Genomic DNA, 19,368 nt, shown 5'->3' on the forward strand with positions numbered 1-19,368 from the left:
CCGAGTCTCATTCTGCGGGATGGGCGGCGTACGCTCGCCTCACCCCATCCACCAGCTCACGAAGGAGTGCGTCATGGGCAAGACCCTGGCGGAGAAGGTCTGGGACGAGCACGTCGTCCGCTCCACCGAGGGGGAGCCCGACCTGCTCTACATCGACCTGCACCTCATCCACGAGGTCACCTCGCCGCAGGCGTTCGACGGGCTGCGGCTCGCCGGCCGCACGGTGCGTCGTCCCGACCTCACCCTGGCCACCGAGGACCACAACGTCCCGACGGTCGACTGGGACAAGCCGATCGCCGACCCGGTCTCCCGCACCCAGGTCGAGACGCTGCGCCGCAACGCCGAGGAGTTCGGCGTCCGCCTGCACTCCCTCGGCGACGTGGAGCAGGGCATCGTGCACGTCGTCGGCCCGCAGCTCGGCCTGACCCAGCCCGGCATGACGATCGTGTGCGGCGACAGCCACACCTCCACCCACGGCGCCTTCGGCGCGATCGCCTTCGGCATCGGCACCTCGGAGGTCGAGCACGTGCTCGCCACCCAGACGCTGCCCCAGGCCCGGCCCAAGACCATGGCGGTCACCGTGAACGGCAGCCTCCCGGAGGGCGTCACGGCCAAGGACCTCGTCCTGACCCTCATCGCCCACACCGGCACCGGCGGCGGTCAGGGCTACATCGTCGAGTACCGCGGCCAGGCGATCCGCGAGCTCTCGATGGAGGGCCGCATGACGGTGTGCAACATGAGCATCGAGTGGGGCGCGAAGGCCGGCCTCATCGCCCCCGACCAGACCACCTTCGACTACATCGAGGGCCGCCCCGAGGCGCCGCAGGGCGAGCAGTGGGACGCCGCCGTCGCGCACTGGCGCACGCTCGTCACCGACGACGACGCGGTCTTCGACGAGGAGATCGTGCTCGACGCCTCGACGATGACGCCGTTCGTCACCTGGGGCACCAACCCGGGCCAGGGCGTGCCGCTGGGCGCGAGCGTGCCGTCGCCGGAGGACTTCGAGGACGAGCAGGACCGCGTCGCCGCGGAGAAGGCGCTCGCCTACATGGGCCTGGAGGCCGGCACCCCGCTGCGCGAGGTGAAGGTCGACACCGTCTTCATCGGCTCGTGCACCAACGGCCGGATCGAGGACCTCCGCACGGCCGCCGCGGTGATCAAGGGCCGCACCGTCGACCCCGACACCCGGCTGCTCGTCGTGCCGGGCTCGGTGCGCGTGCGCCTCCAGGCCGAGCAGGAGGGCCTGGACGTGGTGTTCAAGGACGCCGGTGCCGAGTGGCGCGGCGCCGGGTGCTCGATGTGCCTGGGCATGAACCCCGACACCCTCGAGCCCGGCGAGCGCAGCGCGTCGACGTCGAACCGCAACTTCGAGGGACGCCAGGGCAAGGGCGGTCGCACGCACCTGGTCTCGGTGCCGGTCGCCGCCGCGACCGCCGTGCGGGGCACGCTCAGCTCGCCGGCCGACCTCGAGCCCGTCGCGTCCCAGGGAGGCAACTGACATGGAGAAGTTCACCAGCCACACCGGCGTCGGCGTGCCGCTGCGACGCAGCAACGTCGACACCGACCAGATCATCCCGGCGGTCTACCTCAAGCGGGTCACGCGCACCGGCTTCGAGGACGGCCTGTTCGCCGCCTGGCGCGGCGACGACGCCTTCGTCCTGAACCAGCCCGCCTACGCGCAGGGATCGGTGCTGGTCGCCGGCCCGGACTTCGGCACCGGCTCGTCCCGCGAGCACGCCGTGTGGGCGCTGCAGGACTACGGGTTCAAGGTCGTCGTCTCCTCCCGCTTCGCCGACATCTTCCGGGGCAACTCCGGCAAGGCCGGACTGGTCGCCGCGCAGGTCGACGAGAAGGTCGTCCAGGCGCTCTGGGACCACCTGGAGGCGAACCCGGGCGCCGAGATCACCGTCGACCTCGAGGCCCGCACCGTGCGCGCCGGCGAGGGCGCCGAGGCGATCGAGGACTCCTTCGACATCGACGACTACACCCGCTGGCGCCTGCTCGAGGGGCTCGACGACATCGGCATCACCCTGGGCCACGCCGACGACATCGCCGCCTACGAGAGCGGCCGCCCGGCCTGGAAGCCGGTCACCCAGCGGGCCTGAGCCCGCGGCTCGAGCACGCACCTCGGGGTGGGCCGCGCATGCGCGGCGGCCCCCGGGGCAGGACGGGGACGGACGCGCTCGCGTCCGTCCCCGTTCCCGTTCCCGAAGGAGCCACCGTGCCCACCGTCCAGAGCAACGGCATCACCCTCGCCTACACCGACAGCGGGGAGGGCCGTCCGGTCGTGCTGATCCACGGCTGGCCGCTCTCCGGCGCCTCGTGGTCGGAGCAGGTCCCCGCCCTCGTCGACGCCGGCTTCCGCGCCATCGCCTACGACCGTCGCGGCTTCGGCGAGTCCGACAAGCCCGACACCGGCTACGACTACGACACCCTCGCCGCCGACCTCGCGGGCCTGCTCGAGGAGCTCGACCTGCGCGACGTGACCCTCGTCGGCTTCTCGATGGGCGGCGGCGAGGTCGCCCGCTACCTCGGCACGCCGGCGCTGCGCGAGTCCGGGCGGATCCGCTCCGCGGTGTTCGCCGCGGCCGTCCCGCCGTACCTGCTCAAGAGCGACGACAACCCCGACGGCGGCCTCTCCGCCGAGGACGTCGAGGGCATGGTGCAGGGCGTCACCGACGACCGCGAGGGATTCCTCGACGGCTTCACCACCGACTTCTTCTCCGTCGACGGCGAGATCAAGGTCAGCGAGGAGCAGCGCCAGCAGGCGCTCGAGCTGGAGAAGCCCGCCGTCCCCGCCGCGCTCGCCGGGTGCATCCGCGCCTTCGCCCTCACCGACTTCCGCGCCGACCTGGCGGCGATCGACGTGCCGACCCTGGTGCTGCACGGCGACGGCGATGCGACCGTGCCGGCCGCGGTCTCGGGCGAGCGCACCGCCGAGGCCGTCGAGGGCGCCGAGAAGGTGATCGTGGCCGGGGCCCCGCACGGCTTCAACGTCAGCCACGCGTCGGAGTTCAACGCCGCGCTGCTGGACTTCCTGCAGCGCTGAGCCCCGTCGGTTCCTGCCGAGCCGTCCTGCCACGCCGTCGGGTCGCGCGACATTTGTCCGCGTCCCGGCGGCGTGGTCGTTGTGGGCCCGGCCCGCAGTGCCTAGCGTGCGAGGCAGCCCGGGCCCGGTGTCCGGCGCCGATCCGCCTCCGCTCGCTCCCGGGCGTCACGCAGGAGGGTGATCCCCGGTGTGCAGGGAAGGGAACGACGTGAACAAGTCACAGCTGGTCGAGGCGCTCGCCGAGCGGTTCGAGGGCAACAGGAAGGCCGCGGCCCACGCGCTGGAGGCGGTGCTCGACACCATCACCCGCGAGGTCGCCAAGGGCGAGAAGGTCGCGATCACTGGCTTCGGCTCCTTCGAGAAGCGCGTGCGCGAGGCCCGCCTGGTCCGCAATCCGCAGACCGGCGAGCAGATCCAGGCCAAGCGGACCTCGGTGCCGAAGTTCACCCCCGGCGCCGACCTGAAGAACGTCGTCTCCGGCGCGAAGAAGCTGCCCGCCCTGCCCAAGGCCGCCGTCACCGCGGCGTCGGCCACCGTCGGCTCGTCGGTCCGCAAGGCCGCCGCCGCTCCCGCGAAGGCCGCCGACGCGGTCAAGAAGGCCGTCCCCGGCGGCCGGGCGGAGACGTCCGGCGGCGCTGCCGCCGACGCACCTGCGAAGGCCGCGGCGCCGGCCCCGGTGAAGAAGGCCCCGGTGAAGAAGGCCCCGGTGAAGAAGGCCCCGGTGAAGAAGGCCCCGGTGAAGAAGGCGTCGACCGCCACGAAGACGACCGCGACGGCGAAGGCCCCCGCGAAGAAGGCCCCCGCGAAGAAGGCGTCTGCGGCGGCGAAGAAGGCCCCGGCGACGAAGAAGATCGCGGCGACGAAGACCGCGGCGAAGAAGGGCTCGGCGGCGAAGAAGGCCCCGGCGAAGAAGGCGCCCTCGACGGACGCCTGACGAGGCCGGCCGGCACCGGCAGCTGATCAGGGCAGGCAAAACCAGTCGCGGGCAGGCGAAACTTCACCTGCCCGCGACTGGTTTCCCCGGGCGCCCGGGGAAACCGCACCACTTCTGTGACCCGAGTGACCCGAGTGACTCGAACCCCTCACCCCACGAGCCCCAGCCGGGCGGCGACGGCGCGGGTGGCGGGCCCGACGCCATGGGCCAGTGCGGCGCGCAGCGCGAGCAGGTCGTCGACGTCGCGGCGCAGCGCGTCGAGCCCGGCCAGGTCGGGCTCGACCGCGCCGATGTCGGCATGCGCCGCCCGCGAGGCCCCGCCGAACCGGGGGGCGAACGTCGCGGCGGCCGCCGCGTAGAGGCAGGTGCCCGTGCCGTCCGCGTCCGGCACGATCGCGGCCGGCGCGGCAGCCAGCAGCGCGGCCAGCCGCCCGAGCGCGAGGTCGAGGTCGGCGGACCGCAGGGCGGGGAGGTCGCCGCACAGGGCGGCGAGCAGGGCATCGGGGTGACGCCGGCGGGCCTCCGCCGCCGCCTGACGCAGGGTGTCGTTGAGGCCGTGCGTCGAGCCGTCGGGCACGGCGTCGGCCCCTAGGTCGCGGACGCGGGCGGCCAGCCGGGCGTCGTCGGTGACGACGAGCACAGCCCGCACCTCCCGCGCGGCCACGGCGGCGGCGACGGTGTCGAGCGCGAACGCCTCGGCGAGCGCGGTGCGGTCGGCGTCGAGCACGCCCACGAGCCGCGACTTCGCGTGCTCCGGCGGCTTGACGGGCACGAGGACCACCCAGCCCGACGCGAGCGCCGGGAGGGCGGACGACTCGGGCTCGGTGGAGGACACCGCGGCATCCTCCCAGGCGGCCGCCGTCGTCGCCCTCCGCCCCGCCGAGGCGTCCGACGCCCGGCGGGAGGCTGGCGGGCGGGTAGCCTGCCGCCGTGAGCGTGGTGCGACGACTGCAGGGGCCCCGAGGGCTGGGGTTCTCCGTGGCCGTGCCGATCATCAAGCCGCTCCTGTGGGCCACGGTGTCGCGCGACTGGCGCGAGGGCCTGCGCATCCCCGCCGAGGGCGGCTGCGTCGTCGCCCTCAACCACAACTCGCACGTCGACCCGCTCACCGCGGCCCACCTGGTCTACGACCGCGGTCGCCTCCCGCGCTACCTGGCCAAGTCGGGCCTGTTCACCACGCCGGTGATCGGCCCGTTCATGCGCGCCGCCGGCCAGATCCCGGTCGAGCGCGAGTCCGCCGCCGCCGCGGGGGCCTTCGACGCCGCCGTCGAGGCCGTGCGCGCGGGCGAGTGCGTCGTGGTCTACCCCGAGGGGACGATCACCCGCGACCCCGACGGCTGGCCGATGCGCGGCAAGTCGGGCGCGGCCCGCATCGCGCTGCGCACCGGCTGCCCCGTCGTGCCCGTCGGCCAGTGGGGCGCCCAGGCGCTGCTGGCCCCGTACTCCGGCCGTCCGCACCTGCTGCCGCCGCGCAAGCGCGTCACCATGCTCGTCGGCGAGCCGGTCGACCTCGACGACCTCCGCGCCCGCGTGGCGCCGGGCGCCGAGCCCGACGCCGAGATCGTCGTCGAGGCCACCGAGCGGATCATGCGGGCGATCGTCGGGCTGGTCGCCGAGATCCGCGACGAGGTCCCGCCGGCCACCCTGTTCGACCCGCGGGCCGCCGGCCAGCGGGCGTTCGGCAACCCCAAGCGCGGGCCGCAGGCCCGGGAGGAGGCGTCGTGAGGCGGGGCAAGGTCGCGGTCTGCGGCGCGGGCGCGTGGGGCACCGCCTTCTCGATCGTGCTGGCCGACGCCGGCAACGACGTGACGATGTGGGCGCGGCGTCCCGAGGTCGCCGAGGCGATCACCCGCGACCACGAGAACCCCGACTACCAGCCGGGCATCCGGCTGCCCGACGCGATCGACGCCACCGACGACGTCGAGCGGGCGCTGCACGGCGCGGACGTCGTGGTGCTGGCCACGCCGTCGCAGACGCTGCGCGCCAACCTCACCGAGTGGGCGCCGCACATCGCCGGCGACGCCGTGCTGGTGTCGCTGATGAAGGGCGTCGAGCTCGGCACCCTCAACCGCATGAGCGAGGTCATCCACCAGGCCACCGGAGCCGGACCCGAGCGCATCGCCGTGGTCAGCGGGCCCAACCTCTCGCCCGAGATCGCCCGCCGCGAGCCGGCGGCGTCCGTCGTCGCCTGCGAGGACGAGTCGGTGGCGCGCGCGCTCCAGGCCCGCGTCCACTCGCCGTCCTTCCGCCCCTACACCAGCGTCGACGTGCTGGGCTGCGAGCTCGGCGGCGCCTACAAGAACGTCGTCGGCCTCGCGGTCGGCATGGCGGTGGGCCTGGGCTTCGGCGACAACACGACCGCCTCGGTCATCACCCGCGGCCTGGCCGAGACTGCGCGGCTGGCGATGCGCCTGGGCGCCAACCCGCTGACCCTCATGGGCCTGGCCGGCCTCGGCGACCTCGTCGCCACCTGCTCCTCCCCGCTCTCGCGCAACCGCTCGTTCGGCGAGCGGCTCGGACGCGGCCAGACCACCGAGGAGATCTACGCCTCGACCCGTCAGGTCGCCGAGGGCGCCAAGTCGTGCTCCTCGCTGCGAGCGCTGGCCGAGCAGTCCGGCGTCGACGCCCCCGTCGCGCAGTACGTCGACGACGTCGTCGGCGGACGGCTCACCGCCACGCAGATGATGGACGAGATCCTCGCCCGCAGCACGAAGGCCGAGACCGACTGACCTCGTCCGGCCGGCTCAGCCGAGGGTGATCCGCCGGTCGGCGCGCGGCGCAGCATCCCGGACCAGCCGCGCGGTGGGCTCGTCGACGTCGGCCACCCACGCGCGCGCCGCGTCCGGCGCCTTGCCGGAGGCGATGTGCCGCGCGACGAGCCGCTCGCGGCGCACGGCGTCGTCGAGCTCGAGGTGCCACACGGCGTCGAGCAGCGGCCGCACCTGCGACCACCGCGCCCCGGGACGGTCGTCGAGGAGCAGGTGGTTGCCCTCCGTCAGCACCAGCCGGACGCCGGCCGGCACGACGAGCGCCGCGGCGATCGGCTGCTCGAGGTCGCGCTCGAACCCCGGGGCGTAGACGTCGAGGTCCGGCTCGTCGCGGCAGCGACGCAGCAGCGCGACGTAGCCGTCGACGTCGAAGGTGTCCGGCGCGCCCTTGCGCCCCAGGCGACCGAGGCGGCGCAGCTGCGCGTCGGCGAGGTGGAAGCCGTCCATCGGCACGTGCGCCGCGCCGATCCCGGCGGCCGCCGCGCCCGCGAGGAGGGCGTCGACGAGCGTCGACTTCCCGGCCCCGGGGGCGCCGCTGAGGCCGAGCAGCACCCGGCGTCGGCCGAGCACCTCGCCCGACGATCCGTCCGCGGATCCGTCGAGCCCCCCGACCAGCGCGAGCGCGTCGGCGAGCAGGTCGTCCACCGCGACCGCCACGACGGGTGCCCCTCAGTCCGGCGTCGGCAGCGCGTCGAGCGCGCCGCGCAGGTCGGTCCAGAGGTCCTCGGGGTCCTCGATGCCGACGGAGAGCCGCACCAGGGCGTCGGGGATGCCCGCCGGCTCGGACTTCCAGCGCCGGCGCCGCTCGAAGGTCGACTCCACGCCGCCGAGGCTGGTGGTGAAGACCCACAGCTCGGTCGAGCGGGTCAGCAGGTCGGCGGCCAGCGGTCCGCCGGCGAGCACCAGCGAGACGATCCCGCCGAAGCCCGGGTACCGCACCTCCGAGACGGCGGGGTGCGCGCGCAGCCGCTCGGCCAGCAGCGCGGCGGTCGCCTGGGCGCGCTCCAGCCGCAGCGGCAGCGTGCGCAGGCCGCGGGTGGCCAGGTAGGCCTCCAGGACGCCGGGCACCGCGCCCAGCAGGTCGCGACGGCCCTTGACGACGTCGTGCAGCGCGTCGTCGCGCACCACCACGGCGCCCATGAGCACGTCGCTGTGGCCCGCGAGGTACTTCGTCGCCGAGTGCACGACGATGTCGGCGCCGTGCTCGAGCGGGCGCTGCAGGAGCGGCGTGGCGAAGGTGTTGTCGACGACCACCGAGGCACCGGCCGCATGCGCCGCGGCGATCGCCGCGGGCAGGTCGATCACCTCCAGCGCCGGGTTGGTGGGGGACTCCAGCCACACCAGCGCGACGTCGTCGTCGCAGGCCGCGGCGATCGCGCCGGGGTCGGTGACGTCGACCAGCCGGGTGCGCACGCGGCCGCGCGCCTCGAGATCGCCGAGCTGCACGATCGTGCCGTTGTAGGCGTGCTGCGGCGCCACGACGACGCCGTCCTGCCCGACGAGGTCGAGCACCGTGGCCACGGCCGCCAGCCCGGAGGCGAAGGCCAGCGCCCGGCCGCCCTCGAGGGCGCCGAGGGCCTCCTCGAACGCCTGCCAGGTGGGGTTGCCCCAGCGTCCGTACTCGCGGTCGCCGCCGCCGACGAAGGTCGAGGCGGGCGTCATCGGCGTGTTCAGCGGCTGATCGGCCTCGTGCGGCGGACGCCCGGCGTGCACGGCGATCGTCGCGGGCTGCCAGCGGTCGGGGTTCCAGCGTTCGGCCATGGCGACACACTAGATTCTGCGCCGTGAACCGCCCGACGCCGCAGGCCCTCCGATGATCCCGATCGCGCTCCCGGAGCTCGTCGCGCTGCTCGACGGCCGCCTCGCGCTGCCGGACGGGCTCGAGCCGACGGCCGCCGAGCGGATCGTCGTCGACGGTCCCGTGGTCATCGACGGCCGCGAGGCGGCCCCGGGCTCGCTGTTCGTCGCGTTCGCCGGCGAGCGCTCCGACGGCCACGACCACGCTCCCCAGGCCGGCGCGCAGGGCGCGGTCGCCGTGCTCGGCAGCCGGCCCACCGCCCTGCCCACGATCGTCGTCGACGACGCCCGCGACGCCCTCCAGCGGCTGGCCTCCCACGTCGTCGCGCGGCTGCGGGCCGAGGGCGGGCTGCGCATCGTCGGCATCACCGGCTCGCAGGGCAAGACCTCCACCAAGGACCTCCTCGCGGCGGTGCTGGCCGACGCCGCGCCGACGGTGGCCACGCTCGGCTCGTACAACAACGAGCTCGGCATGCCCCTCACCGCGCTGCGCGCGGACGCCGGCACCCGCTTCCTCGTGCTCGAGATGGGCGCCCGCGGCATCGGGCACATCGCCGAGCTGACCCGGCTCGTCACCCCCGACGTCGGGATGGTGCTGTGCGTCGGCCAGGCCCACCTGAGCGAGTTCGGCTCCCGCGAGGCGATCGCGCAGGCCAAGGGCGAGCTCGTCGAGTGCCTCGCCCCCGACGGCGTCGCGGTGCTCAACGTCGACGACGAGCGGGTCGCCGCCATGGCCGCCCGCACCCGCGCCCGCGTCCGGCGGTTCAGCCCCTCCGGACGCCCCGGCGGGCCCGGCGACGTGCGCGTGGAGGCGCTCGAGCTCGACCGGCTCGGCCGCCCGACCTTCGACCTCGTCAGCGACGACGAGCGCGCGCGCGTGACCCTGCACCTCATCGGCGCGCACCAGGCCGCCAACGCGGCCGCCGCGGCGACGGCGGCGCTCGCCCTCGGCGTGCCGCTGGAGCGCATCGGCGCCTCGCTCGGCGGCGTCGCGTCGCTCTCGCGCTGGCGCATGGAGCTGCACGAGCGCGCGGACGGCGTCGTGCTGCTCAACGACGCCTACAACGCCAACCCCGACTCCATGCGGGCCGCGCTCGACGCGCTCGGCGTGATCGGCCAGGACCCCGCCACCAGCCGCACCCTCGCGGTGCTGGGGGAGATGCGCGAGCTCGGCGACGTCGCCCCGGCCGAGCACGCCGGCGTCGGCGCGTACGCCGTCGAGCGCGGCGTCGACCGCCTGCTGGTCGTGGGCGAGGCCGCGCGCGACATCCTCGTCGGCGCCGGGTCCCGGGCCGACGACGTCTGGGTGGCCGACGCCGCCGCGGCCACCGCCTGGCTGCGCGAGCACGTCGGCCCAGGCGACGCCGTGCTGTTCAAGGCCTCGAACGGGGCGCGCCTGTTCGAGGTCGCCGCGGCGCTTCGGTAGCGTCCCGGCCCGTGCCCGACACCACGCCGTCCACCGCGCCCGTCCCCGAGCCCGCCGCGTCCCTGCCGGGCGGGGACGGTCGCAAGGTGCGGGTGGCGCTGCTCTTCGGCGGCCGCTCCGGCGAGCACTCGATCTCGGCGGCCACCGCCGCGGGCGTCATGCAGGCGCTCGACCGCGACCGCTACGAGGTGCTGCCGGTGGGCATCACCCGCCAGGGCCGCTGGGTGCTCGCCGCCGACGACGCCGAGCCGTGGCGGCTGCGCGCCGGCCACCTGCCCGAGGTCACCGACGACGCCGGCACCGCGATCGTGACGCTCGCCGACCTGGGCGGCGTCGACGTCGTGTTCCCGCTGCTGCACGGCCCGTTCGGCGAGGACGGCACCATCCAGGGCCTGCTCGAGCTGGCCGACGTGCCGTACGTCGGCGCGGGCGTGCTGGCCTCGGCGGTCGGCATGGACAAGCACTTCATGAAGGTGGTCTTCGCCGGTCACGGACTGCCCGTCGGACCCTGGGTCACCGTCACCCCGCGCGACTGGACGCACCGGCGCGACGAGGCGCTGGCGCGGGTCGAGCGCGAGCTGCGGTTCCCCGTCTTCGTGAAGCCCGCGCGGGCCGGCTCGTCCCTGGGCGTCACCCGCGTCGACACCCCCGGAGGCCTGGCCGAGGCGATCGAGGCCGCCCGGTTCCACGACCCCAAGGTCCTGGTCGAGCAGGGTCTCGAGGGCCGCGAGATCGAGTGCGCCGTGCTCGGTGGACGCGACGGCGCCGAGCCCCGCGCGTCGGTGCCGGGCGAGATCGTCGTCGACCACGCCGCGGCCGACTTCTACGACTTCGAGGCCAAGTACGTCTCCGCCGACGGCGCTCGCACCGAGGCGCCCGCCGACCTCCCGCCGGAGGTCGCCGAGCGGGTCCGGGCCGTGGCGGTGGCCGCCTTCGACGCGGTCGGCGCCGAGGGGCTCTCGCGGGTCGACGTGTTCGTCACCGAGGCCGGCGAGGTGACGATCAACGAGATCAACACGATGCCCGGGTTCACGCCCATCTCGATGTACTCGAAGATGTGGGAGGCCAGCGGCCTGCCCTACTCCGCGCTGGTCGACGAGCTCATCGCGCTCGCCCTCGAGCGTCCGACCGGTCTGCGCTGAGGCTCAGCGCGCGAGCACGCGCAGCACGAGGTCGCGGGTGACCGCGCCGAGCGTGGTGCCCGAGAGGGTGCAGGCGAACGGCATCACCGAGGTCTCGGTGGTGCCCGGGGTGATCGCGGTCTCGAGCAGCACGTAGCCGCCGTCGGCGTCGACGATGAAGTCCGAGCGCGAGACGTCGGCCAGGCCGAGCACGCGGTGGGCGTCGCAGGCGGCGCGGCCGAGCTGCTCGATCAGCGTCTCGGGCAGCGCCGGGCGGTCCAGCGAGACGAACTCGGCGGTGTAGCGGGCGGAGAAGTCGAACTCGTGGCCCTTCTCGTAGGCCACCTCCACCGGCGTCAGGGCGCGCGGCCCGTCGGCGTCCTCGACCACCACCACCGACACGTCGACGCCGTCGTGGAAGCGCTCGATCAGGGCGTCCTCGCCGTAGGCGTAGCACCCGACGAGCGCGGAGGGCAGCGCCGAGAGGCCGTCGACGCCGGTGACGCCGAGCGCGGAGCCGCAGCGGGTGGGCTTGACGACGACCCGCTCGCCGAGCTGGCCCATCACGTGCTCCATCAGCGCGGCAGCCCCGACGTCGCGGAAGGTCTGGGCCGACAGCCCGACGCTCTCGGGCACCGGGATGCCGGCGCGGCGCAGCAGCTCGCGGGCGGTGCCCTTGTCCCACGCGACCCGGCAGGCGTTGCTCGAGGAGCCGACGTAGGGGAGGCCGATCAGCTCCAGCAGCGTCTGGATCTCGCCGTCCTCGCCGAACTGGCCGTGCAGGGCGGGCACGGCGGCGACCACCTTGTCGCGCTCGAGCGCGGCCATCAGCGCCCGGTCGAAGTCGTAGGCCTGCGCCTCGACGCCCGCCGCGCGCAGCTCGCGCACGAGGTTGCGACCCGAGGCCAGCGAGACGTCGCGCTCGTGGCTGAGGCCGCCGGCGATGACGGCGACGGGGCCGCGCAGCTCGGGGGCGGGCCGGGGGGCCGACGCCTCGGTCGCGGGGGTCTCGGGGGCGGCGTGCGGGCTCGCGGAGCTCATGGGGCCAGCGTCCCACACGCGGGGCGCGCGTCCCGGCGAGGGCTCAGCGGCAGGGCTGCACCAGCCGCAGGCGCGCGCGCACGGGGTCGGCGAGGTCGGAGAGCGCCAGCAGGCTGACGTCGCCCCGGTACGCGGCGGGCACCCGCAGGCTGACCCGCGGCCGGAAGCCCACGGCGGTCGCGGTGAGGTCCTGGCTGGAGTCGGCGTACTCGCCCGGAGGCACGTACCAGCCGACGCCGCGGATCTCCTCGCACCCCGACACCGAGGTGAAGTCGTCGGGCTGCGGGGCGCCGCAGGTGAGCACCAGGCCGTCGCCCCACGCCCGCGCGGGGGCGTCGGAGGGCGAGACGTCACGCCGGTCGAGGTCGGCCAGCCGCTCCGGCAGGGCGTCGAGCAGGGCCCGGCAGGCCGCCGCGTCGGCGTCGTCGAGCCGGGGGACGTCGACGTCGATCGCGTCGGCCCCGCAGCCGGCCAGCGCCGGCGCCAGGAGCAGCGCCGTGACGGCGGCCAGCGCTGCGGCGCGCCTGCGGGGGCGCATGCTCAGATGTGGACGACCGGGCAGGTCAGGGTGCGGGTGATGCCGTCGAGGGTCTGCACCTTGGCCACCACCAGCCGGCCGAGCTCGTCGACGTCGCTGGCCTCGGCGCGCACGATGACGTCGTAGGGGCCGGTGACGTCCTCGGCGAGGGTGACGCCCTGGATCTGCGCGATCGCGGCGGCCACCTCGGCGGCCTTGCCGACGTCGGTCTGGATCAGGATGTAGGCCTGGACGGTCATGCGGACTCCCTTGTCTGCCTGGGCTGCGCCGTGGAGCGGTGGTGCGCCGAGCCGGCGGCGCCGGTGCGCAGAGGACGGCCCGAGCCGCCCGGCGCTCAACCTAGCGCGGGCCTCGCCGCACGCGGAACTCAGCGCCCCGCGCCGGACGGGTGGGGTGGCCTGGTGGCGGCATGGTGGGATGGCGCCATGCCCGTGCCCCCGCCCGTGCCGCGCGACGCGACCCTCGCCGAGGTCGGCGAGTTCGGCCTGATCGACGCCCTCACCGCGCTGCTGCCGCAGGGCGAGCACGTGTTGATCGGCCCCGGCGACGACGCCGCCCTGCTGCGCCTGCGCCAGGGGCACGCGGTCGTCTCCACCGACCTCATGGTCGAGGGCCGGCACTTCCGACGCGACTGGGCCGAGGCCTCCGACATCGGTCGCCGGGCCGCCGCGCAGAACCTCGCCGACATCGCCGCGATGGGCGGGCGCCCGCACAGCCTGACCCTGGGCCTCGCCGCGCCCGCCGACCTGCCGGCCGGCTGGGTGCTCGACCTCGTACGCGGGTTCGCCGAGGAGTGCGCCTCCGTCGGCGCCAGCGTCGTCGGGGGCGACGTCACCCGGGCCGAGGAGGTCGTGCTGGCGGTCACCGTGCTGGGCGCGTGCACCGTGGCGCCGGTCGTCCGCTCGGGCGCTCGCGCGGGCGACGTGCTGGCGCTGTGCGGCCGGCAGGGCTGGGCCGCTGCCGGACTTGCCGTGCTCGGCCGCGGGTTCCGCTCGCCGCGGGCCGTGGTCGAGGCCTACCGGCGGCCCGAGCCGCCGTACGCCGCCGGACCGCAGGCCGCCGACGCCGGCGCGACCGCCATGATCGACGTCTCCGACGGGCTGCTCGCCGAGGCCGCCCACCTGGCCTCGGCCTCCGGCGTGACGATCGACGTCCGGACGTCGGCGCTCGTCGTCGACGAGCCGCTGCACGCCGTCGGCGCGGCCCTCGGCCTGGAGCCGCTGTCGTTCGTGCTCACCGGCGGCGACGACCACGCGCTGCTCGCCACCTTCCCGCCCGACGTCGCGCTGCCGGAGGGCTGGCGCTCGATCGGCACGGTCGGCGGGGTCGGCGAGGACGGGCCGCGGGTCACGGTCGACGGGCTCGTGCCCGAGGGTCCGGGCGGGTGGACCCACTTCTGAGCCCGACCCCGGGAGGGCTCCCGCGCCGGAGACGACGGACGGGCCGCCTCCCCGAGGGGAGACGGCCCGTCCGGACGTCAGGACTGCGAGGTCAGCGGCTGACCTTGCCGGCCTTGATGCAGCCGGTGCAGACGTTCATGCGCTTCGGGGTGCCGTTGACGGTGGCCCGCACGCGCTGGATGTTGGGGTTGAAGCGACGCTTCGTGATCTTGCGCGACCAGGGGCGGTTGTTGCCGAAGCCCGGCTTCTTGGCGCAGATGTCGCAGACGGCAGCCACCGTGTACTCCTGAGTGATCGGGAAAATGAGGTCGAGTCGCGCCCGCCTCCGGCTCGCGGGCCGGGGCCCGGAGGTGGCGGGCAACCGGATGAGGCTATCCGAAGCGCCGGGGCCGGGGCGAATCGTCGTCGATGGCCTAGTCTCGCGCGGGCGGGGTCGAGCCGGGCTCCGCGCAGGTGCGGTGCAGGAGGTGCGGGCGTGACCACGGGCGACGTCGAGCCGCGCGGCGGGGTGCAGGCGCACGTGGTCGGCAGCTTCGTCGACCTCGCCGCCGACGCGCTCGCGGAGGCCCGCGAGGAGGTCGACGCCCTCAACGTCTACCCGGTGCCCGACGGCGACACCGGCACCAACATGTACCTCACGGTGATCGCCGCCCGCGACGCGCTGCGCCAGGCCCGCCACGAGCTGCGCTACCGCGGCGTTGCCGAGTCGCACCCCGAGCACCTCGACGCCCTGCTGGAGGCCCTCGCCCGGGGCGCGCTCCTCGGCGCCCGGGGCAACTCCGGCGTGATCGTCAGCGAGATGCTGCGCGCGGTCTGCCGACGGCTGGCCCGCGCCACCGCGCAGGAGCGCAACGCGCAGGTGCTCGCGGAGTCCCTCGACCACGCGAGCCGCGCCGCCGACGCCGCCGTCGGGACGCCCGTCGAGGGCACGATGCTCACCGTCGCCCGGGCCGCCGCCGCGGCTGGGCTGGAGGCGGCCGCCGCGCCGGGCGCCCGCGGCGGCGACGTCTTCACCGCCGCGGCCGCCGCCGCGCGGGCCGCGCTGGCCCGCACGCCCGAGCAGCTCGAGGCGCTGCGGCTCGCGGGCGTCGTCGACGCCGGGGGCCGGGGCTTCTGCGTCATCCTCGACGCCGCCGAGACCGCCCTCACCGGGCGCCGTCCGGTGCCGCAGCCCGCCCGCCTCGGTCGGCACACGATCCCCGTGCCGCACCGGCCCACCGGCGACGCCGGCGACCTCGTCCCGGGCGGACCCGCCTACGAGGTGATGTACCTGCTGGACGCGCCGGCCGAGCGGATCGGCCCGCTCAAGGCGGCCCTCGGGGCGCTGGGCGACAGCCTGGTCGTGGTGGGCGACGAGTCGCTGTGGAACGTGCACGTGCACGTCGACGACGTCGGCGCGGCGCTCGAGGCGGGCATCGAGGCGGGGCGCCCGCACCGCATCCGGGTCACCCACTTCGCCGACCAGGTCGCCGCCGGCCCCGCGGCGGCCGACGCGGCACCGGGCGAGGCTCCCGCCGAGCGTCCCGAGCGTCCCGAGCGTCCCGAGCGTCCCGAGCGTCCCGAGCGTCCCGAGCGCCCGGCGTCGGTGCCCGCCGCCGTCGGCCGCGTCGTCGGCCGTGCGGTCAGCTCGGTCAGCGGCCTGGTCGCCCGCGGCGGCGCGCACGCCCCGACGGGTCCGCTGCCGGCGCCGGTGCCGGCGCCCCCGGCGTCCGGCGCGCCCGCAGAGACGGCGCCGTCCGTGGCCCGGGAGGGACGCCGGGTGGTCGCCGTGGCGGCCGGCCCCGGTCTGCGGGCGGTCTTCGAGGAGGCCGGAGCGGTCGTCGTCGAGTCCGGCCCCGGCCGCCGTCCCTCCACGGGTGAGGTGCTCGCCGCGATCCGCGCCTGCGGCACCCGCGAGGTCGTCGTGCTGCCGAACGACCCCGACTCCGTGCGCGTCGCCCAGCTGGCCGCGGGCACCGCCACCCACGACCTCGGGCTGACGGTCGCCGTCATCCCGACCCGTGCCCAGGTGCAGGGGCTGGCCGCGCTGGCCGTCCACGAGCCGGGTCGCGCCTTCGACCGCGACGTCCTGGAGATGACGGCCACCTCGCGGCAGGTGCGCCACGGCGGCGTCACCCGCGCGGCCCGCACCGCCATGACGATGGCCGGCCCGTGCGAGGCCGGCGACGCGCTGGGCATCGTCGCCGGCGACTTCGCCGTCGTCGGCGCCGAGGTCGACGAGGTCGCCCGCGAGGTGCTGCGGCGGCTCCTCGGCGGCGGCGGCGAGCTCGTCACCCTGGTCTCCGGCGGCGGTCCGGACGACGCCGCGCTCGCCGAGGGCTGCGCGGCCTGGCTGGAGCGCGAGTTCCCGGTCGTCGACGTCGTCGTCTACGCGGGCGGGCAGGAGCGCTACCCGCTGCTGGTGTCGGTCGAGTGATCGGCCTGGACTCCCCGGTCGACGCCGTCCTCGGCGACGTCCGCAAGGCGCAGAAGAAGCGCGACGCCATCGTCGAGCGCCTGGGCCTGGCTACCGTCGGCGACCTGCTGCACCACCTGCCCCGCCGCTACCTCAAGACCGGCGAGCTCACCGAGGTCGCCGCGCTCGAGGAGGGCGAGATGATCACGGTCATCGGCGAGATCCGGGGCATCGAGGCGCACTCCTACACCGACCGCCGCACCGGCGGCCGCCGCTGGCGCGTCGGGGTCGACGTGGCCACCGACGGCCCCCGCCTGCGGATGACCTTCTTCGCCAAGCACGGCAGCGGCGTCGAGTACCACCGCAAGCGGCTGCCGGTCGGTCGACGCGGCATGTTCCAAGGCACGGTCGGCCGGTTCCGCGAGGAGTGGACCCTCACCAACCCCCAGATCGTCCTCTTCGGCGACGGCGACGGCGACGGCGACGCCGCGAACCTCGCGCTCGGCTCCTTCGGCGAGCTCTACCCGATCTACCCGCTCACCAAGGGCGTCGAGACCTGGGAGCTGCAGCGCGCCGTCGCCTTCGCGCTGACGGTGCTCGACGACGTCGACGACCCGATCCCGGCGGCGGTGCGCGAGCGGCACGACCTGCCCGACCTGGTCACGGCGTTCCGCCTCGTGCACCTGCCCCGCACCTACGGCGACGTCACCCGTGGCCAGCGGCGGTTCCGGTTCGAGGAGGCCCTGGTCACCCAGCTGGTGCTCGGACGACGCCGGCGCGAGCTCGCGCGGGTCGGCGCCCAGGCCCGCGACGGCGGGGACGGCGCGCTGCTCGCGGCGTTCGACGCCCGGCTCCCGTTCGAGCTCACCGCGGGCCAGCGCGAGGTGGGGGAGCGGATCGCGGCCGACCTCGCCGAGCCGCGGCCGATGAACCGGCTGCTGCAGGGGGAGGTCGGCTCCGGCAAGACGCTGGTGGCGCTGCGCGCGATGCTGCACGTCGTCGACTCCGGCGGGCAGGCGGCCCTGCTGGCGCCCACCGAGGTGCTGGCCCAGCAGCACCACCGCTCGATCACCGCGATGCTCGGCGACCTCGCGGAGGCCGGTCAGCTGACCGCCCCGGCCGCGGCCACCCGCGTCGAGCTGCTCACCGGCTCGATGACCAAGGGCCAGCGCACCGCGCCGCTCTCGCGCCTGGCCTCGGGGGAGTCCGGCATCGTGATCGGCACGCACGCGCTGCTCGAGCAGCAGGTGCAGTTCGCCGATCTCGGCCTGGTGGTCGTCGACGAGCAGCACCGCTTCGGCGTCGAGCAGCGCGCCGCGCTCACCGAGAAGTCCGGGGGCGCCCCGCCGCACGTCCTCGTCATGACGGCCACGCCGATCCCGCGCACCGTGGCGATGACCGTCTTCGGCGACCTCGAGGTCTCCACCCTGCGCGAGCTCCCCGCGGGCCGGGCGCCGATCCAGACCACGGTGGTGCCGCTGGCCGACGCGCCGCACTGGTTCGGCCGGGTGTGGGAGCGCGTGCGCGAGGAGGTCGAGAAGGGCCACCAGGTCTACGTCGTCTGTCCGCGCATCACCGGCGACGTCGCCGAGCAGGGCGTCCTCGACGACGCCGGCCCCGAGCCGGAGCCGCCCACCGCCCGCGCCAAGCGTCCCGAGAAGGCCGCCGCGCCGCCGCTGCACGCCGTCGAGGAGGTGCTCGCCGAGCTGTCCTACGACCAGCTCGCGGGGCTCCGGCTCGCGGCGCTGCACGGACGCCTGCCCGCCGAGGAGAAGGAGCGGACGATGCGCGCCTTCGGTGCCGGCGAGCTCGACGTCCTGGTCTCCACGACGGTCATCGAGGTCGGCGTCGACGTCGCGAACGCCACCACGATGGTGCTCCTCGACGCCGACCGGTTCGGCGTCTCCCAGCTGCACCAGCTGCGCGGCCGCGTCGGGCGCGGCGGACTGCCCGGGCTCTGCCTCCTGGTCACCCGCGCCCGCGCCGGCAGCGACGCCCGCGAGCGGCTCGAGGCGGTCGCGGCCACCACCGACGGCTTCGAGCTCAGCCGCGTCGACCTCCAGATGCGCCGCGAGGGCGACGTGCTCGGACGCTCGCAGTCGGGCTGGCGCTCGAGCCTGCAGAACCTGCGGGTGCTGCGCGACGAGGCCACCATCGTGGCGGCCCGCGAGGCCGCCGAGACGCTGCTCGACGCCGACGAGGCCCTGCGCTCGACCCCGCGGCTCGCCGCCGCGGTGAGCGACCTCGAGGCCTCGGTCGCCGCCGAGTTCATGGAGAAGGCGTGACCCGCGTCATCGCCGGCCGCGCCGGCGGACGTCGGCTGCGCACCCCCCAGGGCCGCGAGACCCGGCCGACCACCGACCGGGTGCGGGAGGCGCTGTTCGCGGCCGTCTCGACCTGGTCGGGGGCGGCCAGCGCCGCGGAGGGCCTGCGCGGGCTGCGCGTCCTCGACCTCTACGCCGGCTCCGGCGCGCTCGGGCTGGAGGCGTGGTCGCGGGGGGCGGGGACCGTGACGCTGGTCGAGTCCGACCGCCGCACGGCCGCGGTGGTCCTCGCCAACGCCCGGGAGCTCGGGGCCGACGGTGAGGCCCGCGTGGTCACGGCCGCGGTCGCGACGTTCCTCGCCCGCGGCGTCGACGGCGCGCCGTACGACGTCGTGCTGAGCGACCCGCCCTACCCGCTGGGCGAGGACGCCCTGGCCGCGGACCTGCGGCTGCTGGTGGAGCAGGGGTGGCTGGCGTCCAGCGCGCTGGTCGTCGTGGAGCGGTCCTCCCGCTCGCCGGAGCCGCGCTGGCCGGGCGGGCTCGTCGACGTCGAGCGCCGCCCGTACGGTGAGACCGCCCTGTGGTTCGCCCACACCCCCGCCGGCGACACCGGCCCGTCCCCCGAGGAGCCCTGA

At 75.7% G+C, this 19,368-nt stretch carries 19 protein-coding genes; 12 read left to right on the forward strand and 7 right to left on the reverse strand.

Features of this window, described 5'->3' with window-relative positions; genetic code table 11:
• Positions 1-73: 73 nt before the first annotated feature.
• The 4 genes from leuC to K8Z61_RS01360 all read left to right on the forward strand — a co-directional run bounded on the left by leuC (position 74) and on the right by K8Z61_RS01360 (position 3,983).
• Complete coding sequence (gene leuC / locus K8Z61_RS01345; RefSeq protein ID WP_224126270.1) at positions 74-1,498, forward strand: 3-isopropylmalate dehydratase large subunit; 1,425 nt, start codon at positions 74-76, stop codon at positions 1,496-1,498.
• 1 nt (position 1,499) lies between these two features.
• Complete coding sequence (leuD, locus tag K8Z61_RS01350; protein WP_224126271.1) at positions 1,500-2,105, forward strand: 3-isopropylmalate dehydratase small subunit; 606 nt, start codon at positions 1,500-1,502, stop codon at positions 2,103-2,105.
• A gap of 116 nt (positions 2,106-2,221) precedes the next feature.
• Positions 2,222-3,049 (forward strand): alpha/beta fold hydrolase, encoded by an 828-nt coding sequence (locus K8Z61_RS01355; RefSeq protein ID WP_224126272.1) that lies wholly within the window; start codon positions 2,222-2,224, stop codon positions 3,047-3,049.
• Positions 3,050-3,257: 208 nt separating this feature from the next.
• Entirely contained in the window at positions 3,258-3,983 is a 726-nt protein-coding gene (locus tag K8Z61_RS01360) for an HU family DNA-binding protein (protein WP_224126273.1), read from the forward strand.
• 148 nt (positions 3,984-4,131) lie between these two features.
• On the opposite strand, the gene cofC is transcribed toward K8Z61_RS01360, so the two are convergent.
• On the reverse strand, positions 4,132-4,818 hold the full coding sequence (gene cofC, locus K8Z61_RS01365; RefSeq protein ID WP_224126274.1) for a 2-phospho-L-lactate guanylyltransferase: 687 nt from the start codon (positions 4,816-4,818) through the stop codon (positions 4,132-4,134).
• Between the two features lie 95 nt (positions 4,819-4,913).
• Here cofC and K8Z61_RS01370 point away from each other — a divergent pair, with 95 nt between their 5' ends.
• Both K8Z61_RS01370 and K8Z61_RS01375 read left to right on the forward strand, forming a co-directional pair.
• Complete coding sequence (locus K8Z61_RS01370) at positions 4,914-5,708, forward strand: 1-acyl-sn-glycerol-3-phosphate acyltransferase (RefSeq protein WP_224126275.1); 795 nt, start codon at positions 4,914-4,916, stop codon at positions 5,706-5,708.
• On the forward strand, positions 5,705-6,712 hold the full coding sequence (locus K8Z61_RS01375; protein ID WP_224126276.1) for an NAD(P)H-dependent glycerol-3-phosphate dehydrogenase: 1,008 nt from the start codon (positions 5,705-5,707) through the stop codon (positions 6,710-6,712). The genes K8Z61_RS01370 and K8Z61_RS01375 overlap by 4 nt, the downstream gene beginning before the upstream one ends.
• A gap of 15 nt (positions 6,713-6,727) precedes the next feature.
• Here K8Z61_RS01375 and K8Z61_RS01380 read toward each other — a convergent pair whose 3' ends face one another.
• Positions 6,728-7,408 (reverse strand): nucleoside/nucleotide kinase family protein, encoded by a 681-nt coding sequence (locus K8Z61_RS01380; RefSeq protein ID WP_224126277.1) that lies wholly within the window; start codon positions 7,406-7,408, stop codon positions 6,728-6,730.
• A 12-nt stretch (positions 7,409-7,420) separates the two neighbouring features.
• Positions 7,421-8,512, reverse strand: a complete 1,092-nt coding sequence (locus tag K8Z61_RS01385; protein ID WP_224126278.1) for a PLP-dependent aspartate aminotransferase family protein — start codon at positions 8,510-8,512, stop codon at positions 7,421-7,423.
• A 52-nt stretch (positions 8,513-8,564) separates the two neighbouring features.
• Between K8Z61_RS01385 and murF the strand changes: the two genes are divergently transcribed.
• Both murF and K8Z61_RS01395 read left to right on the forward strand, forming a co-directional pair.
• Positions 8,565-9,974: a UDP-N-acetylmuramoyl-tripeptide--D-alanyl-D-alanine ligase gene (gene murF / locus K8Z61_RS01390; RefSeq protein WP_224126279.1), complete on the forward strand. Its 1,410-nt coding sequence runs from the start codon at positions 8,565-8,567 to the stop codon at positions 9,972-9,974.
• Between the two features lie 86 nt (positions 9,975-10,060).
• Positions 10,061-11,116, forward strand: coding sequence for a D-alanine--D-alanine ligase family protein (locus K8Z61_RS01395; RefSeq protein ID WP_308116746.1), 1,056 nt, complete (start codon positions 10,061-10,063; stop codon positions 11,114-11,116).
• 3 nt (positions 11,117-11,119) lie between these two features.
• Here K8Z61_RS01395 and K8Z61_RS01400 read toward each other — a convergent pair whose 3' ends face one another.
• The 3 genes from K8Z61_RS01400 to K8Z61_RS01410 are packed head-to-tail and all read right to left on the reverse strand — an operon-like array spanning position 11,120 to position 12,913.
• Positions 11,120-12,136: a D-alanine--D-alanine ligase gene (locus K8Z61_RS01400; RefSeq protein ID WP_224126280.1), complete on the reverse strand. Its 1,017-nt coding sequence runs from the start codon at positions 12,134-12,136 to the stop codon at positions 11,120-11,122.
• Positions 12,137-12,179: 43 nt separating this feature from the next.
• Entirely contained in the window at positions 12,180-12,674 is a 495-nt protein-coding gene (locus tag K8Z61_RS01405) for a DUF3515 domain-containing protein (protein WP_224126281.1), read from the reverse strand.
• Positions 12,675-12,676: 2 nt separating this feature from the next.
• On the reverse strand, positions 12,677-12,913 hold the full coding sequence (locus K8Z61_RS01410) for an Lrp/AsnC ligand binding domain-containing protein (protein WP_224126282.1): 237 nt from the start codon (positions 12,911-12,913) through the stop codon (positions 12,677-12,679).
• 186 nt (positions 12,914-13,099) lie between these two features.
• Between K8Z61_RS01410 and K8Z61_RS01415 the strand changes: the two genes are divergently transcribed.
• Positions 13,100-14,074, forward strand: coding sequence for a thiamine-phosphate kinase (locus tag K8Z61_RS01415; protein WP_224126283.1), 975 nt, complete (start codon positions 13,100-13,102; stop codon positions 14,072-14,074).
• Positions 14,075-14,165: 91 nt separating this feature from the next.
• Here the strand turns inward: K8Z61_RS01415 and rpmB are convergent, their stop codons facing one another.
• Positions 14,166-14,351 (reverse strand): 50S ribosomal protein L28, encoded by a 186-nt coding sequence (gene rpmB, locus K8Z61_RS01420; RefSeq protein ID WP_224126284.1) that lies wholly within the window; start codon positions 14,349-14,351, stop codon positions 14,166-14,168.
• A gap of 198 nt (positions 14,352-14,549) precedes the next feature.
• On the opposite strand from rpmB, the gene K8Z61_RS01425 reads away from it, so the two are divergent.
• From K8Z61_RS01425 to rsmD, 3 genes are read left to right on the forward strand one after another with little or no spacing between them, the layout of a single operon-like run.
• Positions 14,550-16,490 carry a DAK2 domain-containing protein gene (locus K8Z61_RS01425; RefSeq protein ID WP_224126285.1) on the forward strand — a complete coding sequence of 647 codons (1,941 nt, stop codon included), beginning with the start codon at positions 14,550-14,552 and terminating at the stop codon, positions 16,488-16,490.
• Positions 16,487-18,754, forward strand: coding sequence for an ATP-dependent DNA helicase RecG (locus K8Z61_RS01430; protein ID WP_224126286.1), 2,268 nt, complete (start codon positions 16,487-16,489; stop codon positions 18,752-18,754). Before K8Z61_RS01425 ends, K8Z61_RS01430 begins: the two co-directional genes overlap by 4 nt.
• Complete coding sequence (rsmD, locus tag K8Z61_RS01435; RefSeq protein ID WP_224126287.1) at positions 18,751-19,368, forward strand: 16S rRNA (guanine(966)-N(2))-methyltransferase RsmD; 618 nt, start codon at positions 18,751-18,753, stop codon at positions 19,366-19,368. Before K8Z61_RS01430 ends, rsmD begins: the two co-directional genes overlap by 4 nt.

This window comes from Nocardioides sp. TRM66260-LWL (genome assembly GCF_020075545.1).
Classification (GTDB): domain Bacteria; phylum Actinomycetota; class Actinomycetes; order Propionibacteriales; family Nocardioidaceae; genus Nocardioides.

Coding starts and splice junctions, on each gene's coding strand:
- leuC (WP_224126270.1), top strand. CDS start 74: ATGGGCAAGACCCTGGCGGAGAAGGTCTGGGACGAGCACGTCGTCCGC.
- leuD (WP_224126271.1), top strand. CDS start 1,500: ATGGAGAAGTTCACCAGCCACACCGGCGTCGGCGTGCCGCTGCGACGC.
- K8Z61_RS01385 (WP_224126278.1), bottom strand. CDS start 8,512: ATGGCCGAACGCTGGAACCCCGACCGCTGGCAGCCCGCGACGATCGCC.
- murF (WP_224126279.1), top strand. CDS start 8,565: ATGATCCCGATCGCGCTCCCGGAGCTCGTCGCGCTGCTCGACGGCCGC.
- K8Z61_RS01400 (WP_224126280.1), bottom strand. CDS start 12,136: ATGAGCTCCGCGAGCCCGCACGCCGCCCCCGAGACCCCCGCGACCGAG.
- K8Z61_RS01405 (WP_224126281.1), bottom strand. CDS start 12,674: ATGCGCCCCCGCAGGCGCGCCGCAGCGCTGGCCGCCGTCACGGCGCTG.
- K8Z61_RS01410 (WP_224126282.1), bottom strand. CDS start 12,913: ATGACCGTCCAGGCCTACATCCTGATCCAGACCGACGTCGGCAAGGCC.
- K8Z61_RS01415 (WP_224126283.1), top strand. CDS start 13,100: ATGCCCGTGCCCCCGCCCGTGCCGCGCGACGCGACCCTCGCCGAGGTC.